The organism is Ereboglobus luteus (assembly GCF_003096195.1).
Lineage (GTDB): Bacteria > Verrucomicrobiota > Verrucomicrobiia > Opitutales > Opitutaceae > Ereboglobus > Ereboglobus luteus.
Window position 1 is genome coordinate 3,191,191 of the sequence record NZ_CP023004.1, and the last position, 22,870, is coordinate 3,214,060.

A 22,870-nucleotide genomic window follows, 5' to 3' on the forward strand; every position below is an offset into this window, starting at 1 on the left:
AGAACGGTCGCGCAATTTCAAAATCCGGTTAAAACCCTTTGATCTGGAAAAGGCTCGAAACGCTTTCGTTGTTGCTGATGCGCATGATCGCGTTGCCGAGCAGACCGGCGATGCTGAGCACGGTGATGTTCAGGTCGCGCGGGTCGGTGGGCACCGAATTGGTCGTGATGAGCTCGTCGATCGGGCCGTTGCGCAGGCGTTCGTAGGCGATTTCGTTGAGCACGCAGTGGCTCACCGCGGCGCGCACGGAGCGGGCACCGCTTTCGCGGAGCATCGTGGCGGCGGCGACAAGCGTGCCGGCGGTTTCCGTGATGTCGTCAGCGAGGAGCACGTCGCAGCCCTTTACCTCACCGACGATGTTTGTCGCCTCGACGCGCGTGGCGGAGCGGCGTTTTTTCGCAACGAAGCCGAGGCCCGCGCCAAGGATGTCCGCGTAGGCCGCGGCCATTTTGAGGCCGCCGACATCGGGCGAGCAGACGACAAGGTTCGATTTGTCGAGCTTGTTGAGATAGTCGAAGAAAACGGGCGACGCGTAGAGATGATCGACGGGGATGTCGAAGAAGCCCTGGATTTGCTGGCAGTGCAGGTCCATGGTGAGCACGCGGTTCGCGCCGGCGGCGGTGAGGAGGTTGGCGACGAGCTTCGCGGTGATGGGCACGCGCGGCTGGTCCTTGCGATCCTGGCGCGCGTAGCCGTAAAAGGGAATGACGGCGGTGATGCGCGCGGCCGAGGCGCGCTTGGCCGCGTCGATCATGATGAGCAATTCCATCAGGTGATGGTTTGTGGGCGGACAGGTGGGCTGGATGATGAACACGTCCTGCCCGCGCACATTGTCGTCGATTTTGACGAAGGTTTCGCCGTCGGGAAACGTGGTCACCTTCGCGGTGCCAAGCGGCACGCCGATGCTCTGGCAAATTGCCTCGGCGAGAGGCTTGTTTGCGTTACCCGAAAAAATTTTCAGCCCTGATTTTGCGCTCATGTGGAAAAGATTGTTTATACGTTTGGGGGGCTTATGCGGAAGCAGATTTTTTAAATTGTTTTTCCAAGTCGCTCACGCGCTGGAAAAGTTCGGGTAAACGCTGGCGGAGAATATTTATGCGCTGCTCCAACATGTAGGGCGTGCCGGGTGTGCCTTTCAGCTTCGCACCGGCGGGGACATCGCCCGCCGCGCCGGCTTGCGCGGTGAGGACGGCGCCCTTGCCCACGCGGATGTGCCCGCCGAGGCCGACCTGACCTGCGAGCACGACGTAATCCTCGAGCACGGTGCTGCCCGAGACGCCCGTCTGCGCGCACACGAGGCAGTGCTTGCCGATGATGACGTTGTGCGCGATCTGCACGAGGTTGTCGATTTTGGTGCCCTCGCCGATTTCGGTGCGGCTGAAACGCGCGCGGTCGATGGTCGCGCCCGCGCCGATCTCGACGTCGTCGTGGATGACAACGTTGCCGACCTGAGGCACTTTTTCGTGGCGGCCCGCGACGAGTTCGTAACCGAAGCCGTCGGAGCCGACGACGACGTTGGACTGGAGGCGCACGCGGTTGCGCAGCTCGCATTCGGAGGCGATGCGCGCGCCGGCCTTGATCCAGCAATCGTCACCGATGCGCGCGTTGCGTCCGACGAAGCATTGCGCCTCGATGTGCGAGCGCTCGCCGATGACCGCGCCGCTTTCGATCACGCAGAGCGGCCCGATCGAGGCGCTGGCTGCGACGCACGCGCCGGGTTCGATGATGGCGCTTGGATGAATGCCGGGCGCTGGCTTGGGCCAGAGGAGTTGCTCGACGCGCGCGCAAAGCTGCGCGATGGCGACCGAGGGATTATTGACAATGATAAAAAGCTGGTCGGGTTTGGGTTCGCCGTCGTAATCGGCTGGCAGGAGCACAACGCTCGCGGCGGTGGCGGCGACCTCGGGCTTGTATTTCGGGTTGCCGAGAAATGTCAGGTCGCCGGCCTGCGCCTCGCCGAGCGATGCGATGCCGCGGACGGGCAGGGTGGTGGAGCCGCGCGTGGAAATGGGTTTTACGATTTCGGAGATTTGAGCCGTGGTGAACGAAATATCCATGATTCCAAAACACAGTGCGCGCGCGGGTTTGCGTGGCAATGAATAATCCGAAACTCTTTCGATTTGCGGCGGCAAGGGGCGTGTTTTTTCGAAATAATGAAAAAATCTCGGCAACGGTGGCCTGCTTTGCTCAAAGTCTCGCGCATACGACATGCCGAACGATTCGCAAAAAAACGCTCCCGCCGCGCCACGTCCCTCATCCGCGCCCGCGCAACCGCCTCCCCCGCCGCGCGAGGAACGCCGGCGGCCTTGGGCGCAGCTAAAATATTTCACGTTTCAGCCCGCTATTTTTCCGCGCCTGCTCGGCGCGGTTTCGCCCGACGCAAAACCGGGCGATCTCGTCACGGTTTACGACAAGGCGGGTTATCCGCTCGGCGCGGGCCTGTATAATCCGTGCGCGAAAATCGTGCTGCGCGTGGTCGCCCACGGCGCGGACGCCGCCGGCGGTGACGCGGGCGAGGAGTATTTCGAGCAGGCCATCCGCCGCGCCGTGGAGTTGCGCCGCGATTTGTTCAAGCTCGACGAATCGACCGACGCCTACCGCCTGATCAACTCCGACGGCGACGGGCTCAGCGGGCTGACGATCGACCGCTACGCCGACACACTTTTCTGCGATGTGTATTCATTCGGCATCGCGCAACGCCTGCCGCGCTGGTTGCCCTTGCTGCACGAACTCGCCGGGACGAAGTTTGCGCGCGTGCATGTCGATCACGACATCGGCTCGCTCGAGGGCATCAAGCCGTCCGTGTTCAACGATACCAACGCCGCCGCGCCGCGCCGCGTGAAGATTCGCGAAAACGGAATCCGCCACGAGGTTGATTTTGCCGAGGGGCACAAGACCGGCTTTTTCTGCGACCAGCGCGAGAATCGCCGCGCGCTCGCGCGTTTCACGAAGGGCGCGCGCGTGCTCGATCTGTGCAGTTACACCGGCGGCTTTTCGCTCTCCGCAAAAATCACGGGCGGCGCGGACGATGTCACCGCCGTCGATCTCGACGAGGCCGCCATCGCGCAAGCCAAGCGCAACGCAAACCTCAATCAGGCGCGCATCAAGTTTGTGCACGCCGACGCGTTTGCCTACGCGCGCCAGATGCAGACCAACGGGGAAAAATGGGACGTCGTCGTGCTCGACCCGCCGAAATTTATTTTCACGCGCGACGAAAGCGGCAACTGGGAGGGGCGCCAGAAATACGAGGATCTCAACCAGCTCGCGATCAGCCTCGTGAAACCGGGCGGCATTTTTGTGACGTGCTCGTGCTCGGGTTTGTTGAGCCTTGAGGATTTTGAGCAGCACGTGATCAAGGCCGCGCACCGCCTGAACCGCCGCCTGCAATTTTTCGACCGCACGGGCCCCGGCCCGGATCATCCGGTGTATTCAAACTGCCTCGATAGCCGTTACCTGAAAGTTTTGTGGAGCCGCGTGGTATGAGCACGAATATCCAGCAAAGCAGCACGGACATTCCTGTCTGCGCCACCCTCATCACGCAAACCGGCCCCGCGCTGCTGATCGACTCCGCGTCGGCGCGCGTGCAGCTTGCATTGTTGCGCCCGGACAAGGACGCGCTCTGGGAAACGCAAACCGGCGAGGCGGGCACGGCGATATTTTCATGCGCCGAAAAACTACTCGCCCGCGCATCTCTCAAAATCGACGGCGTGGCCGCGTTTGTTTTTTGCGACGGCCCCGGCTCGGTGCTCGGCATCCGCACGGCGGCGGTGGCGCTGCGCGCGTGGCGCGTGTTGCGCGAACGCCCGGTGTATTCGTATTGCAGCCTCGCGCTCGCGGCGCGCTTCCTCGCGAAGACGGAAAACGCCCGCAACCTCTCGCTCATCGCCGACGCGCGCCGCGACACATGGCACCATGTCGGCATCGACGCGGAGGGCAGTGTCTCCGCGCTGCGCCGCGTGCCGACGGCGGAGCTGAACGGCGCGCTCGCGATGCCGGAGCATTTTCGCAACTGGACTCCGCTGCCGCCCGATGTGCGCGTCACGCCCTACGCGCTCGAAACGATGCTGCCCGCGCTCGCCGGCGAGCCATTGTTCACCCCCGCGCCCGAGCCGGATGCGTTTTTGCACGAGGAACCCGTTTACCAAACATGGACGCCGCGGATTCATCAGGCGGGCTGATGCCTTGAAACCCCGCGGCAATCAGGCATATTTGAACCCAAAATGAAATCACGACTTCCACTCCGCTGCTGGGCAGAGATCGACTTGGCCGCGCTTGAGCGCAACCTGCGCCTCATCCGCGCGTCGCTGCCGCCGCATATGCGCTACGTGGCGGTCGTGAAAGCCGATGCCTACGGGCACGGTTTGCAACAGGTCGCGGCGCGCCTCATGCACGCCGGTGCGGACTTGTTTGCCGTGGCGAATCTCGCCGAGGCCGCGTCGTTGCGCGAGATCGGTCCCGGCTGGCCGATCCTGCTGCTCTCGCCGCTCCTGCCTGAGGAGGACCGGTATCTGGTCGAATACGATTTGATCGCAACTGTTTCGACGAGTGACGAGGTGCGGCGTTTCGACGCGGTCGGGCGCGCGGCGGGCAGGCCCGTCACCGTGCACTTGAAAATCGACACCGGCATGGGGCGCGCCGGCATCTGGCATGAATGCGCGGAAAAATTATGCGCGGAAATTCTCGCCTCGCCCAACATCAAGCTCGGCGGCGCTTACACCCATTTCGCGAAACCCGACGAGGATCCCGCGTTCACGGACGAGCAGCGAAAGCGTTTTCTAAAGGCGCTGGCGTGCTGTCCGAAACTCGATCTTTCGCAGCTTTTTGTGCACGCGGACAACAGCGCCGGGCTCGACACGCTCGAGGCCGCCGGACCGTTCAACGCGGTGCGCATCGGCCTGCTCCAGTTTGGCATTGTGCCGGGGCGCGACGGACTTTTGGCGCACGTGAAAACGGAGCCGACATTCAGCTTTAAAACGCGCGTGGGCATCGTGAAAAAACTGCCGCTTGGCACGGGCATCAGTTACGGCAGCACGCACACGCTCCGGCGCGACAGCACGGTTGCCGTTCTTACCGCGGGTTACGGAGACGGCATCCCGCGCTCGGTGAGCAACCGCGCGAGCGTTTTGGTGCACGGCATTCGTTGCCCGATTCTCGGTCGCGTGACGATGGACCAAACCGTCATCGACATCACCGACATCCCGACAATGACCAAGGTCGCCAGCGGGGACGAATGCGTTATTATTGGACGCCAGAATGGCGCCGAAATCACGATCAGCGAGTTCAGCCATGCCGCCGACACGATCCCGTGGGAAACCCTGTGCTCGGTGACAAAACGCGTGCCGCGATTGTATAAAACCGTGCTGGGGGTTTAGCGGAGCATGCGCCTTCGAGGTTTGTTCATTTTTGAATGCCATGCCGCGGTTGAATCCAGGCGGGGAACCATGATGGAAAACATTGCGTCATTCGCGTCCACTCGAGGTTAAAAACAATTGCCGAACATGCACACCCATCACTCACACTTCCGGCGCGCGCAATGGCGGGTGCTCGTCGCGGTGATGATCTGCTACCTGTTTTATTACACCGGCCGCCACGCGCTCGGGTTCGCGATTCCCGGCATTTCCGCCGAGCTCGGCATGAGCAAGGAACTGCTCGGCTGGGCGTCCGCGGGCATGTTGTGGGCGTATGCGCTCGGGCAGGTTTTCAGCGGCGGCGCGGGAGACCGGATCGGCGGACGCCGGATGATGACCGCCGGCGCGCTCCTGTCCTTCGCGCTGAACTGGGTGACAAGTTTCGCGACCGGCTTTGTCACGCTCTTCGCCGGCTGGAGCCTGAACGGGCTCGCTCAAAGCATGGGCTGGGCACCCGGCACGCGGCTCGTCGCAAACTGGTGGGGGCCGCGCGAGCGCGGTTTTGCCTTCGGACTTTTTTCGCTCGCGGCGGGTTTCGCTTCGGTGCTGGCGTTTGGCGCCTCGATTTTTGTGATCGACGGGCTCGGGCTCAACTGGCGCTGGCTGTTCCGCCTGCCGGTGCTGCTCATGCCGCTGGGCGCGCTCGCCGTGTGGCGGATGTCGCGCGATCATCCCGCCGATCTCGGCTTTGAAAACCTGGAGGACGAGGCGCCGCCCGAAAATGTCCGCGCGACATTAAAATCCGCCGGCGACGGCGCGCCGCCTTGGAGGCGTTACCTCGCGATTCTTGGCAACCGCGAACTGTTGCTCGCCAGCCTCGCGATCGGCTTTCAAAACGCCGTGCGCTTCGCGCTTTTGATTTGGGTGCCCGTGTATTTTCTCGACGGTGACGGTTCCGGCGGCGGCGGTGTTTGGGCGAGCCTGGGACTTCCGGCGGGCATGGCCTTGGGCGCGTTTGCCAGCGGCTGGGTTTCGGATCGCTTTTTCGGTTCGCGCAAATCCGGCGTCATCGTGATCTTCATGACTGTCGCGGCGATTCTCGCGGTCGTCCAATACCTGCTGCCGTTCGGCCACTGGGCCGCGTTGCCCATCCTTTTGTTTCTCGGATTTTTCGGCTGCGGCTCGCAATCCGCGTTCTGGGCGATGGCTCCCGATTTGCTCGGGCGCGCCAACACAAGCACCGCGATCGGCATCATGGATTTTTTCGCCTATCTCATCGCCGGCCTTTGCGGGCCGTTGATCGGCTGGCTGGTGCAGCACGACCCCGTCGCCAACAGCGGCGGCGAAAACACATCGCTCGTTTTTCTTTTTGTCGCGCTGCTCTCCGCCTGCGGCGCGGCGGTCGGCTTCCTGATAAAACGGTGAATTGAAAGTGTCGTTGCAATCAACCGGCGCGCCCATACATTGATTCAAAATCAATAAACACGAAGTCATCGTTGAATTAATGTCCCCCTTTTTGACCCTTTCCCCTTACCGCCCATGATCTCGATCAACATCCCCGAAGAAATGTCCGCGGCCACGCTGCCCGGCAATAGCACCGCCAAGCTCGAGGCGCGCCGAGTTCCGCAACCCGGTCACGGCGAAGTCCTCATCCGCATGAAATGCTCGACCATTTGCGGCTCCGACATCCGCTGCATTTATCACGAGCACCTCGGCAAGGGCCCCGAGGGTTACCAGGACGGCATGATCGCCGGGCACGAGCCCTGCGGCCAGATCGTCAAGGCCGGCCCCGGTTGCCGCCGCTTTCGAGAGGGCGACCGCGTGATCGTCTATCACATTTCCGGCTGCGGCGTGTGCAACGACTGCCGGCGCGGCTACATGATCTCCTGCACCAGCGAGAAATTCCGACGCGCCTACGGATGGCAGCGCGACGGCGGCATGGCCGACTACCTGCTCGCCGAGGAAAAGGACCTCGTCCATCTGCCCGACTCGCTCAGCTACGCCGACGGCGCGCAAGTCGCCTGCGGCTTCGGCACCGTTTACGAAGGCCTCGAAAAAGTCGGCATCAGCGGAAACGACGCCGTGCTCATCACCGGACTCGGCCCCGTGGGGCTCGCCGCCGGCGCGCTTTGCCGCAAACTCGGCGCACGCAAAATCATCGGCATCGACGTGATTGACGACCGCCTGAAAATCGCGCGCGACCTCGGCCTCTGCGACGAAGTGCTGCGCTCCGGCCCCGACAACGTCGACGAGGTGCGCGCGCTCACCGGCGGCCACGGCGTCGAGCGCACCGTCGAGTGCTCGGCCAACGCAAGCGCGCGCAACACCGCGCTGCGCGCCACGCGCAAATGGGGCCGCATGGTCATGATAGGGGAGGGCGGCAGATTGGAAATGAATCCCTCGCCCGACATGATTCACGACCAGAAAATGCTTTACGGTTCCTGGGTCACCTCGATCTGGCGCATGGAGGAGCTCGTCGAGCGCCTCGTGCGTTGGAATCTGCATCCCGCCGAACTGATCACGCACCGTTTCCCGCTCGAAAAAGTCAACGATGCCTACGCGCTCATGGCCTCGGGCCGGTGCGGCAAAGTTGCCGTCTGTTTCGACGAGGAACTTGCCTGAAACGAAGGCCTGTTGGTGGCTTGCCGGCTTCGTCGAGCCACTCCCGTTTCCCGCGTTTTATTTTGCATTTTTGTGTGGCAACGCGGACGGCGTTTCGTGATCGTGCGGATTCCACTATGAATCCTGTTCTAAAACTGTTACTCGAAGGCGGCAGCCTCTCGACCGCGCAAATGGCGCAGGTCGCGGGCATTTCGGCCGCCGAAGTTGAACAGCACCTGGAACAGTTGAAGAAAGATAAAATCTTCCTCGGCTGGCGTCCGGTGCTCGATCTCTCGCGCGAGGCCGCCGCAGCCGCGGCAGTGCGCGCCGTAATCGAGATCAAGGTCACGCCGGAGCGCGGGGGCGGGTTCAACCGCTTCGCCGAGCGCATCGCGAAATTCGACGAGGTCGAGTCGTGCTACCTCATGTCGGGCGGTTATGATTTGCTGGTGTTCGCGCGCGGCGCGTCATTGCAAAAAGTCGCCGCGTTCGTGTCGGAAAAATTGTCCACCGTCGAGGGCGTGCTCTCCACTGCGACGCACTTCATGCTGCGCTGCTACAAGGAGCAGGGCTACCTGCTCGAAAGCGACGGGGACAGTTCCTCCCGCCTCGCCGTTTCGCCATAACCCCAAACCAGCTAGGAGCACTTGAATTAAAATGAGCACCGACCCAAACAAGTGGGTGGCGGGCCACGTGGCCACGCTGCCCAAGAGCGGCATCCGTGATTTCTTCGATCTGGTTGCCAAAATGAAGGGGCAGGACGTGATTTCGCTCGGCGTGGGCGAGCCCGATTTCGTGACGCCGTGGCGCGTGCGCGAGGCGGCGATCTACGCGCTCGAGCAGGGCAAAACCTACTACACGGCAAACCTCGGACTGCTCGAGTTGCGTCGCGCGATTTCGAAATACGTGGCCGAACACTTCGGCGTCGAATACCGTCCCGACGACCAAGTCCTCGTGACCGTCGGCGTGAGCGAGGCGGTCGATCTGGCGTTTCGCGCGTTTTGCAATCCGGGCGACAAGGTGATGTTTCACCAGCCTTGCTACGTGTCGTATCACCCGAGCGTGACGCTCGTGCACGGCACCGGCATCGCCGTGCCGACCTATGCGAAGGACAACTTCGCGCTGACCGCCGAGGCACTTCGCGCCGCGTGGCAGCCCGGCGCAAAGATCCTCATGCTCAACCTGCCGTGCAACCCTACCGGCGGCACTTGCACGCGAGAGCAGTTGGAAAAAATCGCCGAGTTCTGCCGCGAAAAAGACCTGCTCGTGTTGAGCGACGAGATTTATTCCGAGCTCACCTTCGACGGCGTGCACACGAGCATTGCGAGTCTGCCGGGCATGGCCGAGCGCACGGTTTTCCTGCACGGATTTTCGAAGGCGTTTGCGATGACCGGCTGGCGCATCGGCTATGCGTGCGGCCCCGCCGTGCTCGTCGACGCGATGATGAAGGTGCACCAATATTCGATGATGTGCGCGTCGATCATTTCGCAGGAAGCCGCGCTTGAGGCGCTCACCCACGGGTGGGACGACGTGTGCCGGATGCGCGAGCAGTATCACCGCCGTCGCGACCTGGTTGTGCGCCGCTTCAACGAGATCGGCCTGAAATGTCATTCGCCGCGCGGTTCGTTCTACGCGTTTCCGAACGTCACCGCGACCGGGCTCGACGAAAAGCAATTCGCAGTGGAATTGCTCGAAAAGGAAAAAGTCGCCGTGGTGCCCGGGCAGGCCTTCGGCGAAAACGGCGCGGGTCACGTGCGCGCTTGTTTCGCAACCAGCTACGAGCAGCTCATCGATGCGTGCGATCGCATGGAGCGGTTTGTGGGCGCCAAACGGTGAGCTCCGAGCGTCTTGATTGAATTGCGTGGCGCGAGTGGATTGCTTGCGCCACGCAATTTGCCAATTTGCCGCTTTCAGGTTTTGGGGATTAGGCGATTCGCAAGATTGTCAACCGGCATTCCTCGCTCCACAGTTCGCATTCCCATGACCCGCACCGATCGTCTTCTTGCCACCCTCGCCGCCCGCCCGCTCCAATGCGACGGCGCCACGGGCACGCAACTCCAGCAACTCGGCCTGCAACCCGGCGAGTCCTGCGAACGCTGGGTGCTCGATCACCCCGAGCGCGTCCAGCTCGTCCATCAACGCTATCGCGAGGCCGGCGCTGATCTGCTCACCACAAACACCTTCGGCGGCACCACGCTTTCGCTTGCCTCGCACGGCCTCGATTCGCGCGCCGCCGACATCAACCGCAACGCGGCGCGCCTCGCCCGCGAAGTCGCCGGCGACCATGCGTGGGTGCTTGGCGACATGGGCCCTTTTGGCGGCATCCTCGAACCCTACGGCGAGACCGAGCCCGGCGCCGCGCGCGATGCTTTTCTCGCGCAGGCCGCCGCGCTTGTCGAGGGGGGCGCGGATGCGATCCTTGTCGAAACAATGTCCGATCCCGCCGAGGCGGCGCTGGCCGTTGAAGCCGCGCGCGAAGCCGGCGCGCAATTTGTCATTTCCACCTTTGCATTTCAGCACACGCCCGCCGGTTTTCGCACCATGATGGGCGCTTCGCCCGCGGTTGCGGTTCAGGCCGCGCTTGATGCAGGGGCCAGCGTCGTCGGTGCGAATTGCGGCACGCAACTCTCGCTCGAGGATTACGCAACCTTGGCCGTCGAGCTCGTCGAGGCCGCGCACGGGATTCCCGTGATCGTGCAACCCAACGCCGGGTCGCCCGCGCATGATCCCGCCACCGGACAAATCACCTACGCAACCACGCCCGCCGCCTTTGCGGAAGCGGCCGCGCGATACATCACGCTCGGCGCGCGCATCGTCGGCGGCTGCTGCGGCACCACACCGGCGCACATTTCAGCATCCGCCGCGCATAACAAAAAAACAAAGGCGTGATTGTCGCGAGGCGAGGGTGGGGAGGTGATTGCCTCACGCGACTTTTTTGCGGAAGAGCACGGCGGCGCTGGTGAGGGTGATCGCGCAGATGACGAGCAGCGGCCAGGCGAGTTGCGCGGCGTGGGCGACCGTGGCGTCTTTCAGGTAAACCGCCTTCACCACTTCCATGAAATGGCGGATCGGGTTTATCCAGGTTATGTGTTGCAGCCACACGGGCATGTTTTCAATCGGGGCGGCGAAACCGGAGAGCATCATCGCGGGCATCATGAACGCGAACATGCCGAGAAAGGCCTGCTGCTGCGTCGCGCAGAGCGATGAGACGAAGAGGCCGACTCCGGCGAGCGCGAGCGCGTAGAGGATGGTGCCGAGGCAGAGGATGACGAGACTGCCTTGAAACGGAACGTGGTAAATGAAAACGGCGGCGAGCAGGATGAGCGCGGCCTGGAATGACGCGATGAGGATCGCCGGCACGATTTTGCCAGCCATGATCATCTCCGGCGTGTAGGGGGAAACGAGGAGCTGGTCGAAGGTGCCTTGCTCGCGTTCGCGCGCGACGGAGAGCGTCGTGACGATGAGCACGCCCAGCGTCGTGATGAGCGCGATGAGGCTGGGCATGATGAAGTTGATGTAGTCGAGATTCGGATTGAACCAGTTTCGCACGACGAGTTCGGAGGGCGCGGTCGCGGTGTTGCGCGCGGAGGCGAGGTCGCGCTGGTAGTCTTGCACGATTTGCTGGATGTAGCCGGCGGCGATTTGCCCGGCGTTGGTGCGGCGTCCGTCGAGCAGGATCTGAAGTTGCGGGGCGCCGTTTGCGCGCGCGATTTGCGCGGAGAAATCGGACGGGATTCGGACAACGGCGAGCGCGCGCTGATGCTCGATGGTGTCGTTGAGTTGTCGCGGGTTGTCGATGTCGATGAACTCGGTGAAGGTGACGGCTTGCGCGCGGAGGCGTTGCGTGAGCTCGATGGCGGCGGGGCCCCGGTCCTGGTCGTAGATGGCGAGCGCGGCGTTTTTGATTTCGAGCGTGGCGGCGAGCGGGAAGATCGCGACTTGCAGGATCACAGGCATGATAAGAAGCATCCGGCTTTGTTTGTCGCCGAGGACGATTTGAAGCTCCTTGCGGATGAGTGTGATGAGGCGGCGGAACATGGTTAAATGCGGAATGTGGATTTCGGAATGCGGAGTGGGTTTGAGGTGAGATATGAGTTTGGGAATGCGGTGATTTTCATTCCACATTCCGCAATCCGAATTCCGCATTCATTCGAGGCGTTTGCGGGTGAGTTTGGCGGTGAGGCCGATGAAGAGAGCGGCGGTGCCGGTGAGGAAAAGCAGCGGGTAAAGCAGGGTGCGCCAGGAGTCGCCGACTTGGAAAAGCGTCTGGATTGAGGTCACAAAATAGCGCGCGGGTATGGCGCAGGTCACGGCGCGGATGGGCGCGGGCATTGAACTGATTTCAAAGAGAAAACCCGAGAGCATCATCGCGGGGAGGAATGCCGCGATGAGGGCGATTTGGGCGGCGTTGAACTGGTTGCGCGTGGCCGTTGAAAACAGCAGCCCCATGCCGAGAACGCTGAGCAGAAACAGCGAGCCGCAGGCGAGAAGGGGCGGCAGCGAGCCGCGGAATTGCACGCCCATGACAAAATGCGCCACGGCGATGCAGAGCAGGAGCACGATCATGCCGAGCAGGTAGTAGGGGATTATTTTGCTGAGCAGGATTTCGAGGCGCGAGACGGGCGACGAGAGAAGCGATTCCATCGTGCCGCGCTCCCATTCGCGCGCGACAACGAGCGCGGTGAGCAGCGCGCCGATCACGGTCATGATGAGGGTGATCGAGCCGGGGATGAGATAGTTGCGGCTCTCGGCGCTCGGGTTATACCAAAACGTGCTTTCGATGGAGATCGCGGGCGGCATGGGTTGGCCGCGGGCGGCGGCGCGCTGCGCGAACCAGTTTTGCCATGCGCCGCGCGCGTAGGCTTGGACGAAGTTTGCGGTGTTGGGTTCGGTGCCGTCGGTAATAACCAAAAGCGGCGCGGGCTCGGGCGGCTCGCCCGCGGTGAGCGCGGATTCGGCGCGGCGTATTTTTGCGGAAAAATCGGACGGAATCACAACGAAGCCGCGAATGCGCGAGCGCGTCAGCGCCTCGCCGGCGAGGGCGGGCGAGGCGTAATCGGTGACATCAAGATAAGGCGAGCCGGTGAGGCTGGCGGCGAACTGGCGAGCATCAGCCGAAGTGTCCTCGCAGATGAGCCCGATGCGCGTGACGCCGGTGTCGAGATTGATGCCGTAGCCGAAGATGAACAACATGACGACGGGCAAAATAAACGCGATGAGGATGCTCGTCGGATCGCGAACGATCTGAAGCGTTTCCTTGCGGCAAAGCGCGCGCAGGCGGCGGAGGGAAAATGACGAACAAATGTTCATTGCGAATGCGGGGTCCTTTTTTGGAGTGCGGTGGCAGAGCGCAGCGGCGACACCGCTTTGCTGTGTGTGCGCAAACCCCCAATCGGGAAGTCTTCCAAGCGGCGTCGCCAGGATTCGCCTTCTGCCGTCGCATTCCAAAGTGAATCATCAGCGTATCGGTTCATATTCATCGGGAACGTTTAATTTGTCGGTTTTGAAACTGTAGATGGTCTTAATTTGCGCGTTGCTTGCGGTGCTTTCGAACCATCCGGCGGAACACCAGGGATACTGGTTGGCGACCGGAACCAAACCGTGTTTCACGGGATTTTGATGTGTGTAATTGAGGCGTGCGTGATACGATTTTTCGTAAGATAAGCGTGTCTCCCAATAATTATGCCAGACTTTGCGCGCCGCCGCGTCGTCCAGTTTGTTTATCCACTTTGCTGTTTTCTCGTGCAGCAGGGAGATCATCGCGCGAAGGCTGTTCGCGTCCTTGGATTTCTCCGGCGCATGGGCGACAAAGTGATAGTGATTTGAGAATATCGCCCACGCCTCAAGCGTCCAGCCATGCTCGGCGGAAACCTGAAGAAGTCCGCGTTGCAACACGTCGAGGCGTTGTGGTTCTTGAAAGTAGTGTTGTTTGTTATAAGTGCCGGCAGTGACAAAATACGTGCCTGCTTCGCGCAGTCTGTGCTCCGGAGCATGCGGCCATGAGATGGCGTGAATGTGACGTGTTGTTTGCATTGGGGTGAGGGCGTTGGTGATTAATCATTCGGAGCGCGATGACGGAGGAAACACAAGCGAGCGACGACTTCGCTTTGTTGAGTGTGACTGGGAAAGCTGGCGTAAGATGCTCAAAGCGGTGTCGCCGCTTCGCTTTGCCACCGCACTCCAAAGTTTCATGAGTCGCTCCTTTCCACGAGCGCGATAAACGCATCCTCCATCGTCGGGGTTGGGTTTTCAGCGCTGGCGGCTTGGTGTTTGAGGTCCTCGGGGGTTCCGGTGGCGATGAGCTTGGAACGGTAAACGAGGCCGATGCGGTCGCAGTATTCTGCTTCGTCCATGAAGTGAGTTGTGACCATCACCGTGACGCCGCGCTGAACCGCCGCGTAGATGTGCATCCAAAATTCGCGGCGCGTGACGGGATCGACGCCGGAGGTGGGCTCGTCGAGGAAAAGTATGTCGGGGCCGTGCATCACCGCGCAGGCAAGCGCGAGGCGTTGCTTGTAACCGAGCGAAAGGATGTCGGCTTTTGTGTTGTGATAGGGCGCGAGGTGAAAGCAGTCCGTGACGGCGTCGATGGCGTCGCGTTGCGCGGTGCCGTGGAGTCCGTAGGCGCCGGAGAAGAACGAGAGGTTTTGCGCGACGGTGAGGTTTCCGTAGAGCGAAAATTTTTGCGCCATGTAACCGATGCGCTGGCGGGCGCGCGCGGGGCTGTGCGCAAGGTCGATGCCCACGGCGCTGGCTTCCCCGCTGGTCGGCGTGAGGAGTCCGCAGAGCATTCGGAATGTCGTGGATTTGCCCGCGCCGTTGGGGCCGAGGAGGCCGTAGATTTCGCCGCGCTTGATGTTGAGGTTAATGTGGTCGGCTGCGGTGAAGCTGCCGAACTTGCGCGTGAGGTCGCGGGTCTCGATCACGGTTTTCCCGTCACGGGGAATGTCGCGGAGAATGTTCGCAAGCGATGAATTGCCTGATTGCGCGCCGCCGAGGATGTCCATGAAGGCGTCCTCGAAACGCGGCGGGGCGGCGGCGGCGGCGATTTCGCCACCTAATGAAGAATGAATAATGGATAATGAAAAATGGGGCGCTGCCGCGCCGGTGGTGGAGTCTTGCGGGCTGTTGGCTTGGGCATTTTCCATTCCCCATTTTTCATTCTTCATTAGCGCAGCATCGCTGCGCGTAACGATTCTGATGTTTTGCGCCTGGATGGTGGCGTCGAGGATTTGCGGGTTCGCGGCGAGTTCAGTGAGTTTTTTGCGGCGGATTTCGGCAGGGGCGGCGATTGTGAAACAGCGGCCCTCCATGCGGCGGGTGAGATCGCGGGGCGGGCCGGAATAGAGCGGCTTGCCTTCGTTGAGCAGGAGGACGTCGTCGCAGCGTTCGGCTTCGTCGAGATAGGCGGTGCTCCAAATGATCGCGATGCCTTCGGTGGCGAGTTCGCCGACCATGCGCCAGAGTTCGCGGCGCGAGATGGGATCGACGCCGACGCCGGGCTCGTCGAGGAGGAGCAGGCGCGGCGTGCCGAGGAGCGCGCAGGCGAGTCCAAGTTTTTGTTTCATGCCGCCGGAAAGTTTTCCGGCGAGGCGATCGGTGAAGCGCGCGAGGTCGGTGAACTTGAGGAGACGCGCAAAAGTTTCGTCGCGTTCGGCGCCGACGACATTTCTCAGGTCGGCGTGAAAGGTGAGGTTTTCGATGACGCTGAGGTCTTCGTAGAGGCCGAACTTTTGCGGCATGTAACCGATAATGCCGCGAAGCCCGGCGGCATCGCGAATCGGGTCCCGGTCGAACACGCGAATCGCGCCGGAGTCGGGCTCGAGGAGTCCGGCGATGATGCGCATGAGCGTGGTTTTGCCCGCGCCGTCGGGACCGACAAGTCCGGTGATGCGACCCGTGTTTATGGTCGCATTGACTCGATCAAGCGCGGGCACGGACATGCCGGCGAAGCGGCGCGTGAGATCGGTGATGTGGACGGCGGGGGACATGGGGAAAGGTGAAGTGTGAAAGGTGAAAGATGAAAACCGGCGGGCTGAATTGCCTGTGTGTTTTTTCACCTTTCACCTTTCTAATTTCTCATTTTCAGCGGGCGCAACGCGCACGCTGACGGGCATTCCCTGCCGGAGCATGTTGTCGGGATTTGTGACGGTTATGCGAAGGCGATAGACGAGCGTGGTGCGCAGGCTTTCGGTCTGGACGGTTTTGGGGGTGAACTCGGCGCGCGGCGAGATGTGGCCGATTTTGCCCTGATAAGGTTTTCCGGGACGCGAGTCGGTGAAAACATCCACAGTCATGCCGGGCGCGATTTTTCCGAGGTCGGGTTCGTTGATGTAGGCGCGCAGCCAGACGGGGTTGTCGAGCGACAGGGTGAACACGGTCGCGCCCGCCTGCGCGATGGCGCCGGGTTCGAGCGCGCGCGTGGAGATGGTTCCGGCGGAGGGGGCGGCGAGTGTTGTATCCGACAATCGGATACGCGCGGTTTCAAGCGCGGCGCGGTTTTGCGCGACTTGGGCGCGGGCTTTTTCAATGTCCTCTGCGCGATAGCCGGCGAGCAGCAGATCAAGGGCGGCCTTGGCGGACTGAAGGCGTTTTTCGGCGATGAGGACGGCGGTGGCCGCGTTGTCGTAGTCCTGCTGCGGCGATGCGTTTTGCCTGAGAAGCTCGGCGATGCGCTTTGCGTTGACCTGATTGTTTGCGAGCGTGGCTTCGAGTTCGTTGACGGCGGCCCGGGCCTGGGCGATTTCCTCGGCGCGATAGCCCGCGACGAGGCGCGCGAGCTCGGCCTCGGCGACGGCGAGCGCGGCCCCGGCTTGCGCGACTTCCTGCTCGTAGGGCGCGGCGTCGATGCGGGCGATTGTATCGCCGGGCGCGACGGGGTCGCCTTCGTCCTTGAGGATTTCGGTGACGCGGCCGGAAACGCGAAAGCCGAGATTCACTTCGCGGATATCGACATTGCCGTGGAGCGTGAGGTGCGTGGCGTCCTGTTTTTCGAGGGACGAGTGCCAGAACCACGCGCCCAAGCCGGCGGCGGCGGCGAGAAAAAGAATGAGGGGGATTTTGCGTTTCATGTGCGTGCGGGTTTGGCGAGTTTGTCGATGTTTTCGCTTAAAATGGCGGAGATCGTGGCGCGGGTCTGCCGGTCCAGCGTGTCCTTTCCGAGTCGGCGGCAGATCGCGGCGTTGGCGAACACGAATGAGAGGATTTGCCCGAAAAGCATGTGCGCGCGGATGATGCACTCCTGCGTTTCGGGGTTTCGTCCCGTTGCGATGCCAAAAAGCCGGGTGACCGTTTTGTGCAAGGTCTCCATGCCGCTGCCAAACACGATGTCGAAACCGGCGGTGGGTTGCGTTTGCTCCCGGACAATCAACCTGGCGGCCAGCAGTATTTCACCCGAACTCAATGCGTTGTTTGCAAAGCCGCCCAGCAGCGTCTTGAGCATGTCGCGGGCGTCCGCGCGCGACGGATTTTGGATGCGCTCGTCCCCGTATGCGGCGGTGAACCTGTTCAGGGCGGCCTGCACGCGGTTCACCACGATGGAGCGAAGGAGCTCCTTGTAGAGCTGCTCCTTGCCTCCGAAATGATAGGAGACAAGCGCGACGTTGGTGTTTGCGTCGCGGGCGATGTCGCGGATGGAGGCGCCGTCGTAGCCGCATTCGCCAAACACGCGGAGCGCCGAGGCGAGAAGTTTTTCGCGCGCGGTTTCGGGGGCGGCGGACGGGGCTGGTTTTACGGAAGGTGTCCGGTTCATGGTCGAATGGATTTAAACATTTGTTTAAATTAGTCAATCATTTGTTTAATGCCTGTGATTTGCCGCGCGCATGGATGGGTGTGGGACCTCATCCGGGGGCGAAACAAAAAATGAAATAAAATTTTAATAAAACGCCGGCTGGCGCGTTGTCATGATGAACGCAGAGACCAACCAACAACCACTCCAGGAACGAAAGGCATAACATCATGATCACCCGATTCATCATACCAGCCACAATCACCGGAACCGCATGCGCGGCCTTGTTCTTCGTAAATCCCGCCGAGCAGCAGCCGCCGCCCAAGAAGAAAGCCGAACCCATTGTCATCACCTTTCCTCCGCTGCCGCCAGTGCCTCCCCCCAAGACCCAGGAGGACAATGCAAAACCAACAATCGACGTCAGGGATCTCAAGCCGCCGCCGATGCTGTCGGACACGATTTCCACGGATATCGATCGCGCGTTTGTCACGCCATTCAATCCGACCATTCCCGCGCCGAACCTCAATGACGGCGCCACCATGACGCTGCCGACTGGCAATTACGAAGATGCCGCAAATGCCGGACAGAAACTGGCCGACACATTCCGGCTGGTGGATCTCGACAACAGGCCGCAGACACTATTCCAAGCCTCGCCGGAGTATCCCTACACGCAAAAGAACACGGGCAATCCGGGCGAGGTGATCGTGAACTTCACCGTAGATGAGCGCGGTCATGTGCAGGATGTGCTGGTTGTGAAATCCTCGCATCCGGACTTTGACGCGCCGACGGTGCGCGCGGTCAGCAAGTGGCGTTTCGAGCCGGGCCGCAAAAATGGCAAGCGCGTCAAGTTCCGCATGAGCGTGCCGATCGCATTCAACCTTAACGACGTTTGAGCAAGCACGGTTTTGGTTCCGTGATGGAGTGAGACAAAGGGGATGGAACAAAGGCGCGGGTGTCGCAATGATGCCCGCGCCTCTTGCGTATTTGGTTTTTGAATACAAGGCGGCCTTGCCGGAATTCGGGCTGAAAACTTACCGGGAGTCTTCAGAGGCGGCGGGTAATAATTCGGGCCGCGCTTCGTCGCCGGGCATTTCGTAGGGGAGCCGCCAGGTTTTTGTGCCGTCTGAATTGGTGAAATACAGGCGGGATTCGCTGAGGTGCGAGGGATTCCCGTCGGCCCAGAACGCATAAAATGGATCGGCGGCAGGCTCGGGACGGCGGACATAGCCGTGGTTAAATTCGCTGGAGTTGGTGACCCGGCGCTCGCGTTTCCATGAGACTCCGTTGTCATTGCTTGTCCACACGGCGACCTCGCCGCCGGTGCCGTAACGCTGCGGGCCGGTTTCCGTGGGGGCGATAATTTTCCAGTTGTTGCCGTTCACGTAGATGCTGCCCATGTCGTAGTTGTGGTCGGAGGTGGTGATGGTGCGGGTTTCCCATTTTCCGTTTTTCCAGTGCATTAGAAACCACTCGCGCGGATCACCCTTGGGGCCGGGCTCGCCGGCGCGGCTTACGATGCAGAGCAGGATGGGGTTGCCCGACGCGTCGAAATTGAGGTCGCAGGTATACATGAATTTCCCCTGCGATTTCAGGTCAACGAGCAGGGCGGGATTGTCGGGTGAGGTGAGCGGGAGCGCGAGGGGGGCGCCGGCCGCGGTGGTCCATGTTTTTCCGGCGTCGGTGGTCTGCGCGTAGTAGATGTTGGTGCGGCGGTCCACATGACTCTCAGGGTGGTAGTTGAAAAATGTCGCGTATTTTGTGACACGTTTTCCGTCGGCTCCGGCGCCCGTCCAGCGGCCGCTGGTTTGGTAGTGCCCGCCAAAGGCGGCGAGCGCATGATCCTCGCTCCACGCGCGCCCGTCGGCGCTTGTTTTCCAGAAGAGGTTTCGGGCGGGGCCGTTTTTGGTGCCCTTGAAATATTTTGTGAACAGGAGAAAGAACCCTCCGCTGTCATCCGGGCCGTGCCAGATTTCGGGATAGGTGAATTCCTGCCGCGCGACGCATTCGAATTCACCGATGTCATAGGGGCGCGTGCTTCGGAAAATAATACCGGGGCGTCGTCTGCCGCGTCCGCTTTTGAGCACCCAGATATGTCCGTCGGCGTCAATCTGGATGGATGCGTTGTCATGTGGATCTTTGACTGAGGGATCGGCGTAGAGCGCGACGGGGCGGGGGACGGTTCCCTTTTCGTGGTCGTAATACGAGACCATGATGACGAGGAGGCGCTGGTCGCTCGCGGGTGTGCCGCCCCAGGTGAAAAATGTTTTTTTCACCGCCGGCGCATAAACGGCGAGCGGCTGGTGGTTGGCGGTGTAGGTGCCGAGGCCGCCCGAATACTTGTCGCCGTATTCAAACTTGAACCCGAGCGTGAACCAGATGCCGCGATAACCGTCGGCGCGGACGGATTTGCGGATGCCACCCTCGGGAAACGCGGTCGGGGCGTTTTTTTTGAAACTGTGCGTGAATGTTACCCGCTCCGCGACGGGAGATGCCCCGGGTGCCGCAATGGCATTGGCGGTTTTGGGCGAGGTTGATTCCGCCGCGCGGCTACCGGGCAATGCGATGGCGAGGAGCGCGAGGGCGAGCGCGAGTGTTCGGGGATGTGGGCGGGGCATGGAAAAATTCTCGGGTCCTGGCGCGGTTTGAAATCGACCGACCCGTGGCGATGAAACGTGTTGATGGCGAGCCCGGCAGGGCGGAATCCTTCACTCTATGGCGGCGACGCGGAACGAGCGGCCAGGGAGATGGATGACGTCGTCGATATATTTGCCGAGCAGTTCGCTGCCGAGCGGAGACTGGGGGGTGACGATCATGATGGTTTCATCCTGAAAGGCGAACTCCACGCCGCCGTTGCGCGGGCCGAGAAAATATTTCGAGGGCCGGCCGCGAAGCTCGAGCGTGATCACCGCGCCGACAGCCACGGGCTGGCCGATCTCGAATGTGGGGAGTTCGAGGGTTTTGTAGAACTCGATGTTGTCGCGCATCTCGCCGGCGAGATTGGCCTGGCTTTCGGCGAGGTAGGCGGCCTCCTGGCCGTGTGTTTCGTATTTGGTGGTGGCCTTGCTTTCCTCGTGCGTGGCTTCTTCGCGCGCCATGAGGGCGGCGCGTGAAAGCATGTCGAGGTCGGCTTGCAGTTTTTCGAGAAGAGCCTGTCGGAGAAGGTTTTTGTCCATTGTTTTTTTTTAGATAAAAATTTCGGGTTCGCGACGAGTCATAAAAAGTGTTTCGAGCCGGTTGACCGTCGCAAGAATTCTCGGGTCGTCCATGTGGCGCGCGTCGTTGGGGCAGACTTTTACGCAGTAGCAGCAACTGATGCATTTATCCTTGTCGGTCAGGCGCGGATTTTGGCGGTCAATCGCATCCGTCGGGCATCCTTCGACGCACGTGTGGCAATCAATGCAGTTGTCGTTTGCGACGGGGGTGATCCCGGAATTAACAACGGGTTTTTCGTAGGGAAAATGTCCGGGCACGTCGACCAGGCCGCTCGCGTCCATCGTTGCGGATGCGAGGGTTTGCGCCTTTTGCAGGAAGCGGGCGCCGAAGCCGTTTCCGGCGGTGGCATCGTCGGCGTCGGGACGATTGGCGGCGACCTTGCTTGAATAGGAGTGCTCTCCGAGAAACGCGCCCGCGGCGATGGGCATGAAGCCTGCGGCGATCGCGCAGTTTTTCAGTTCGATGAGCGCGTCGTCGTAGTGGCGGTTGCCATACACGGCCACGATGGCCGCGGGTGTTTTGTCCGCGGTGATGCCGGCGAAAAACTCAGTTGAGATGCCGGGAAGCCGTCCGCCGTAGACCGGAAGCGCGATGACAACGAGGTCTTTGCTGGAGAAATGGTGCGGCTGCTTGCGGCTGGAAACCGCGGTGCGGTCGATTTCCTGAAGCGGCAGGGCGATGCCCGTCGCGATGTTCTGGACTGTGCGCCGCGTGGTGCCGGTGGGACTGAAATAGACGAGGCTGAGTTTTTCGAAGCTCATTGTGTGTTGTCAGATTGAGTGCTTTTTGGCGCGGGGCGAGGGATTTTTATCTGGTGCGCGCGTTTGTGTTCGCGCACGAAAAATCGAATTGGCGAAACCGTGTTCCGGCGGTTTTATGCAAAACATGCCTTCAAAGCCTTCCTCCGGTTTCAAACTTGATTTGCCCGCGCGTCCGCGCCGGCTGCGCCGCAACGCGAGTGTGCGCGCGCTTGTGGAGGAGACCGTGTTGCGTCCGGCGGATTTTATCGCGCCGCTGTTTGTGATCGACGGGAAGGGCGCGCCGGAGCCAATTGCCTCGATGCCGGGCGTGGCGCGTTTTAACGTCGCGGATTTGGTGCGGGAGTGCCGCGCGCTTTGGAAACTCGGCGTGCCGGCGGTCGCGTTATTTCCCAAAATCGACGCCAGGCTCAAGGATCCCTCGGGCTCGATTGCGCTTGATGAGGACGCCTTGGTTTTGCGCGCCGTGCGCGCCGTGAAAAAAGCGCTGCCCGGGCTGGTCGTGATGACGGACATAGCGCTCGATCCTTACACGAGCCACGGGCACGACGGTTTGCTTTCTGACGATGGACGCGAGGTGTTGAACGACGCCACCGTGGAGGTGCTCGCAAAAATGGCCGTGCTGCATGCGCGCGCGGGCGTGGATTTTGTCGCGCCGTCCGACATGATGGACGGGCGCATCGCGGCGATTCGCAAGGCGCTCGACGCGGAGGGATTTGATCAGACTGCGATCATGGCGTATTCGTCGAAATTCGCGTCGGCATATTACGGACCGTTTCGCGACGCGGTCGGCAGCGCCAAGGCCGCGGGCACGAGCTTGCTCGACAAGCGCACCTATCAGCTCAATCCCGCCAACCGCCGCGAGGCGATTGCCGAGGCGATCATCGACGAGGGCGAGGGCGCGGACATCCTGATGGTGAAACCCGCCGGCCCTTATCTGGACATCATCCGCGACGTGCGCGAGGTCACGCGCAAGCCGCTCGCCGCGTATCAGGTTTCGGGTGAATACGCTCAGCTGCATGCCGCCGCGAAACTCGGCTGGCTTGACCTTGAGCGCACGAGCATGGAGTCGGTGCTCGCAATCAAGCGCGCCGGCGCGGACATGATTCTGACGTATTTTGCCAAAACTCTGGCAGTGCGCTTGAAAGCGTGATCGCCACCAACAGCCGCGCAGTTTTCCCGAGGGGGGCGCGTTGATGCCAAACGCGCGAAGCGCGAAAAAA

21 protein-coding genes and 1 pseudogene are annotated in these 22,870 nt (G+C 61.5%); 11 read left to right on the forward strand and 11 right to left on the reverse strand.

What is annotated here, in order from left to right:
- Positions 1-28: 28 nt before the first annotated feature.
- On the reverse strand, positions 29-979 hold the full coding sequence (locus CKA38_RS11630; protein WP_108825627.1) for a ribose-phosphate diphosphokinase: 951 nt from the start codon (positions 977-979) through the stop codon (positions 29-31).
- Between CKA38_RS11630 and CKA38_RS16980 the strand changes: the two are divergent.
- Positions 970-1,038 (forward strand): annotated as a pseudogene (locus tag CKA38_RS16980) (hypothetical protein); the annotation flags it as partial. The gene CKA38_RS11630 and the pseudogene CKA38_RS16980 overlap by 10 nt on opposite strands.
- On the opposite strand, the gene lpxD reads toward CKA38_RS16980, so the two are convergent.
- On the reverse strand, positions 1,011-2,057 hold the full coding sequence (gene lpxD, locus CKA38_RS11635) for a UDP-3-O-(3-hydroxymyristoyl)glucosamine N-acyltransferase (RefSeq protein ID WP_108826561.1): 1,047 nt from the start codon (positions 2,055-2,057) through the stop codon (positions 1,011-1,013). The pseudogene CKA38_RS16980 and the gene lpxD overlap by 28 nt on opposite strands.
- Positions 2,058-2,208: 151 nt before the next feature.
- On the opposite strand from lpxD, the gene CKA38_RS11640 reads away from it, so the two are divergent.
- The 8 genes from CKA38_RS11640 to CKA38_RS11675 all read left to right on the forward strand — a co-directional run bounded on the left by CKA38_RS11640 (position 2,209) and on the right by CKA38_RS11675 (position 10,838).
- A complete protein-coding gene (locus CKA38_RS11640) occupies positions 2,209-3,483 on the forward strand; it encodes a class I SAM-dependent rRNA methyltransferase (RefSeq protein WP_108825628.1) in 1,275 nt (424 codons plus the stop codon).
- Positions 3,480-4,178, forward strand: a complete 699-nt coding sequence (locus CKA38_RS11645; RefSeq protein WP_108825629.1) for a peptidase M22 — start codon at positions 3,480-3,482, stop codon at positions 4,176-4,178. The genes CKA38_RS11640 and CKA38_RS11645 overlap by 4 nt, the downstream gene beginning before the upstream one ends.
- A gap of 42 nt (positions 4,179-4,220) precedes the next feature.
- Positions 4,221-5,372 carry an alanine racemase gene (gene alr, locus CKA38_RS11650; RefSeq protein ID WP_108825630.1) on the forward strand — a complete coding sequence of 384 codons (1,152 nt, stop codon included), beginning with the start codon at positions 4,221-4,223 and terminating at the stop codon, positions 5,370-5,372.
- Between the two features lie 126 nt (positions 5,373-5,498).
- The gene (locus tag CKA38_RS11655; RefSeq protein WP_108825631.1) at positions 5,499-6,773 is read left to right on the forward strand and encodes an MFS transporter; all 1,275 of its coding nucleotides are present in this window, start codon (positions 5,499-5,501) and stop codon (positions 6,771-6,773) included.
- A 114-nt stretch (positions 6,774-6,887) separates the two neighbouring features.
- Positions 6,888-7,970, forward strand: coding sequence for a zinc-dependent alcohol dehydrogenase family protein (locus tag CKA38_RS11660; protein ID WP_108825632.1), 1,083 nt, complete (start codon positions 6,888-6,890; stop codon positions 7,968-7,970).
- Positions 7,971-8,086: 116 nt separating this feature from the next.
- Complete coding sequence (locus CKA38_RS11665; RefSeq protein ID WP_108825633.1) at positions 8,087-8,575, forward strand: Lrp/AsnC family transcriptional regulator; 489 nt, start codon at positions 8,087-8,089, stop codon at positions 8,573-8,575.
- Positions 8,576-8,606: 31 nt separating this feature from the next.
- Positions 8,607-9,785, forward strand: a complete 1,179-nt coding sequence (locus CKA38_RS11670; RefSeq protein WP_108825634.1) for an aminotransferase class I/II-fold pyridoxal phosphate-dependent enzyme — start codon at positions 8,607-8,609, stop codon at positions 9,783-9,785.
- Between the two features lie 144 nt (positions 9,786-9,929).
- Positions 9,930-10,838 (forward strand): homocysteine S-methyltransferase family protein, encoded by a 909-nt coding sequence (locus tag CKA38_RS11675; RefSeq protein WP_108825635.1) that lies wholly within the window; start codon positions 9,930-9,932, stop codon positions 10,836-10,838.
- Between the two features lie 33 nt (positions 10,839-10,871).
- Here the strand turns inward: CKA38_RS11675 and CKA38_RS11680 are convergent, their stop codons facing one another.
- The 6 genes from CKA38_RS11680 to CKA38_RS11705 all read right to left on the reverse strand — a co-directional run bounded on the left by CKA38_RS11680 (position 10,872) and on the right by CKA38_RS11705 (position 17,700).
- Complete coding sequence (locus CKA38_RS11680; RefSeq protein ID WP_108826562.1) at positions 10,872-11,987, reverse strand: ABC transporter permease; 1,116 nt, start codon at positions 11,985-11,987, stop codon at positions 10,872-10,874.
- A 108-nt stretch (positions 11,988-12,095) separates the two neighbouring features.
- Positions 12,096-13,259 carry an ABC transporter permease gene (locus tag CKA38_RS11685; RefSeq protein WP_108825636.1) on the reverse strand — a complete coding sequence of 388 codons (1,164 nt, stop codon included), beginning with the start codon at positions 13,257-13,259 and terminating at the stop codon, positions 12,096-12,098.
- A 147-nt stretch (positions 13,260-13,406) separates the two neighbouring features.
- Positions 13,407-13,982 carry an REP-associated tyrosine transposase gene (locus CKA38_RS11690; protein WP_108825637.1) on the reverse strand — a complete coding sequence of 192 codons (576 nt, stop codon included), beginning with the start codon at positions 13,980-13,982 and terminating at the stop codon, positions 13,407-13,409.
- 155 nt (positions 13,983-14,137) lie between these two features.
- The gene (locus CKA38_RS16490; protein WP_108825638.1) at positions 14,138-15,940 is read right to left on the reverse strand and encodes an ATP-binding cassette domain-containing protein; all 1,803 of its coding nucleotides are present in this window, start codon (positions 15,938-15,940) and stop codon (positions 14,138-14,140) included.
- Between the two features lie 72 nt (positions 15,941-16,012).
- A complete protein-coding gene (gene hlyD / locus CKA38_RS11700; RefSeq protein WP_108825639.1) occupies positions 16,013-17,020 on the reverse strand; it encodes a secretion protein HlyD in 1,008 nt (335 codons plus the stop codon).
- Positions 17,017-17,700: a CerR family C-terminal domain-containing protein gene (locus CKA38_RS11705; protein WP_108825640.1), complete on the reverse strand. Its 684-nt coding sequence runs from the start codon at positions 17,698-17,700 to the stop codon at positions 17,017-17,019. The genes hlyD and CKA38_RS11705 overlap by 4 nt, the downstream gene beginning before the upstream one ends.
- Positions 17,701-17,906: 206 nt before the next feature.
- Between CKA38_RS11705 and CKA38_RS11710 the strand changes: the two genes are divergently transcribed.
- Positions 17,907-18,569, forward strand: coding sequence for an energy transducer TonB (locus tag CKA38_RS11710; RefSeq protein WP_108825641.1), 663 nt, complete (start codon positions 17,907-17,909; stop codon positions 18,567-18,569).
- Between the two features lie 138 nt (positions 18,570-18,707).
- Here CKA38_RS11710 and CKA38_RS11715 read toward each other — a convergent pair whose 3' ends face one another.
- The 3 genes from CKA38_RS11715 to CKA38_RS11725 form a co-directional block, all read right to left on the reverse strand.
- A complete protein-coding gene (locus tag CKA38_RS11715; protein WP_236919019.1) occupies positions 18,708-20,291 on the reverse strand; it encodes a BNR-4 repeat-containing protein in 1,584 nt (527 codons plus the stop codon).
- Between the two features lie 90 nt (positions 20,292-20,381).
- Positions 20,382-20,849, reverse strand: coding sequence for a transcription elongation factor (locus tag CKA38_RS11720; protein ID WP_108825642.1), 468 nt, complete (start codon positions 20,847-20,849; stop codon positions 20,382-20,384).
- 9 nt (positions 20,850-20,858) lie between these two features.
- Positions 20,859-21,650, reverse strand: coding sequence for a 4Fe-4S binding protein (locus tag CKA38_RS11725; RefSeq protein WP_108825643.1), 792 nt, complete (start codon positions 21,648-21,650; stop codon positions 20,859-20,861).
- Positions 21,651-21,774: 124 nt separating this feature from the next.
- Here CKA38_RS11725 and hemB point away from each other — a divergent pair, with 124 nt between their 5' ends.
- On the forward strand, positions 21,775-22,800 hold the full coding sequence (hemB, locus tag CKA38_RS11730) for a porphobilinogen synthase (protein ID WP_108826564.1): 1,026 nt from the start codon (positions 21,775-21,777) through the stop codon (positions 22,798-22,800).
- Positions 22,801-22,870 lie beyond the last annotated feature (70 nt).

What these genes read in the sequence shown, in the direction of transcription:
- CKA38_RS11705 (WP_108825640.1), bottom strand. Translation starts at nt 17,700, where the DNA reads ATGAACCGGACACCTTCCGTAAAACCAGCCCCGTCCGCCGCCCCCGAA.
- CKA38_RS11655 (WP_108825631.1), top strand. Translation starts at nt 5,499, where the DNA reads ATGCACACCCATCACTCACACTTCCGGCGCGCGCAATGGCGGGTGCTC.
- CKA38_RS11670 (WP_108825634.1), top strand. Translation starts at nt 8,607, where the DNA reads ATGAGCACCGACCCAAACAAGTGGGTGGCGGGCCACGTGGCCACGCTG.
- CKA38_RS11665 (WP_108825633.1), top strand. Translation starts at nt 8,087, where the DNA reads ATGAATCCTGTTCTAAAACTGTTACTCGAAGGCGGCAGCCTCTCGACC.
- CKA38_RS11690 (WP_108825637.1), bottom strand. Translation starts at nt 13,982, where the DNA reads ATGCAAACAACACGTCACATTCACGCCATCTCATGGCCGCATGCTCCG.
- CKA38_RS11640 (WP_108825628.1), top strand. Translation starts at nt 2,209, where the DNA reads ATGCCGAACGATTCGCAAAAAAACGCTCCCGCCGCGCCACGTCCCTCA.
- CKA38_RS16490 (WP_108825638.1), bottom strand. Translation starts at nt 15,940, where the DNA reads ATGTCCCCCGCCGTCCACATCACCGATCTCACGCGCCGCTTCGCCGGC.
- CKA38_RS11725 (WP_108825643.1), bottom strand. Translation starts at nt 21,650, where the DNA reads ATGAGCTTCGAAAAACTCAGCCTCGTCTATTTCAGTCCCACCGGCACC.
- CKA38_RS11685 (WP_108825636.1), bottom strand. Translation starts at nt 13,259, where the DNA reads ATGAACATTTGTTCGTCATTTTCCCTCCGCCGCCTGCGCGCGCTTTGC.
- CKA38_RS11645 (WP_108825629.1), top strand. Translation starts at nt 3,480, where the DNA reads ATGAGCACGAATATCCAGCAAAGCAGCACGGACATTCCTGTCTGCGCC.
- CKA38_RS11660 (WP_108825632.1), top strand. Translation starts at nt 6,888, where the DNA reads ATGATCTCGATCAACATCCCCGAAGAAATGTCCGCGGCCACGCTGCCC.
- CKA38_RS11630 (WP_108825627.1), bottom strand. Translation starts at nt 979, where the DNA reads ATGAGCGCAAAATCAGGGCTGAAAATTTTTTCGGGTAACGCAAACAAG.
- lpxD (WP_108826561.1), bottom strand. Translation starts at nt 2,057, where the DNA reads ATGGATATTTCGTTCACCACGGCTCAAATCTCCGAAATCGTAAAACCC.
- hemB (WP_108826564.1), top strand. Translation starts at nt 21,775, where the DNA reads ATGCCTTCAAAGCCTTCCTCCGGTTTCAAACTTGATTTGCCCGCGCGT.
- CKA38_RS11680 (WP_108826562.1), bottom strand. Translation starts at nt 11,987, where the DNA reads ATGTTCCGCCGCCTCATCACACTCATCCGCAAGGAGCTTCAAATCGTC.
- CKA38_RS11710 (WP_108825641.1), top strand. Translation starts at nt 17,907, where the DNA reads ATGATCACCCGATTCATCATACCAGCCACAATCACCGGAACCGCATGC.
- CKA38_RS11720 (WP_108825642.1), bottom strand. Translation starts at nt 20,849, where the DNA reads ATGGACAAAAACCTTCTCCGACAGGCTCTTCTCGAAAAACTGCAAGCC.
- alr (WP_108825630.1), top strand. Translation starts at nt 4,221, where the DNA reads ATGAAATCACGACTTCCACTCCGCTGCTGGGCAGAGATCGACTTGGCC.
- CKA38_RS11715 (WP_236919019.1), bottom strand. Translation starts at nt 20,291, where the DNA reads ATGCCCCGCCCACATCCCCGAACACTCGCGCTCGCCCTCGCGCTCCTC.
- hlyD (WP_108825639.1), bottom strand. Translation starts at nt 17,020, where the DNA reads ATGAAACGCAAAATCCCCCTCATTCTTTTTCTCGCCGCCGCCGCCGGC.
- CKA38_RS11675 (WP_108825635.1), top strand. Translation starts at nt 9,930, where the DNA reads ATGACCCGCACCGATCGTCTTCTTGCCACCCTCGCCGCCCGCCCGCTC.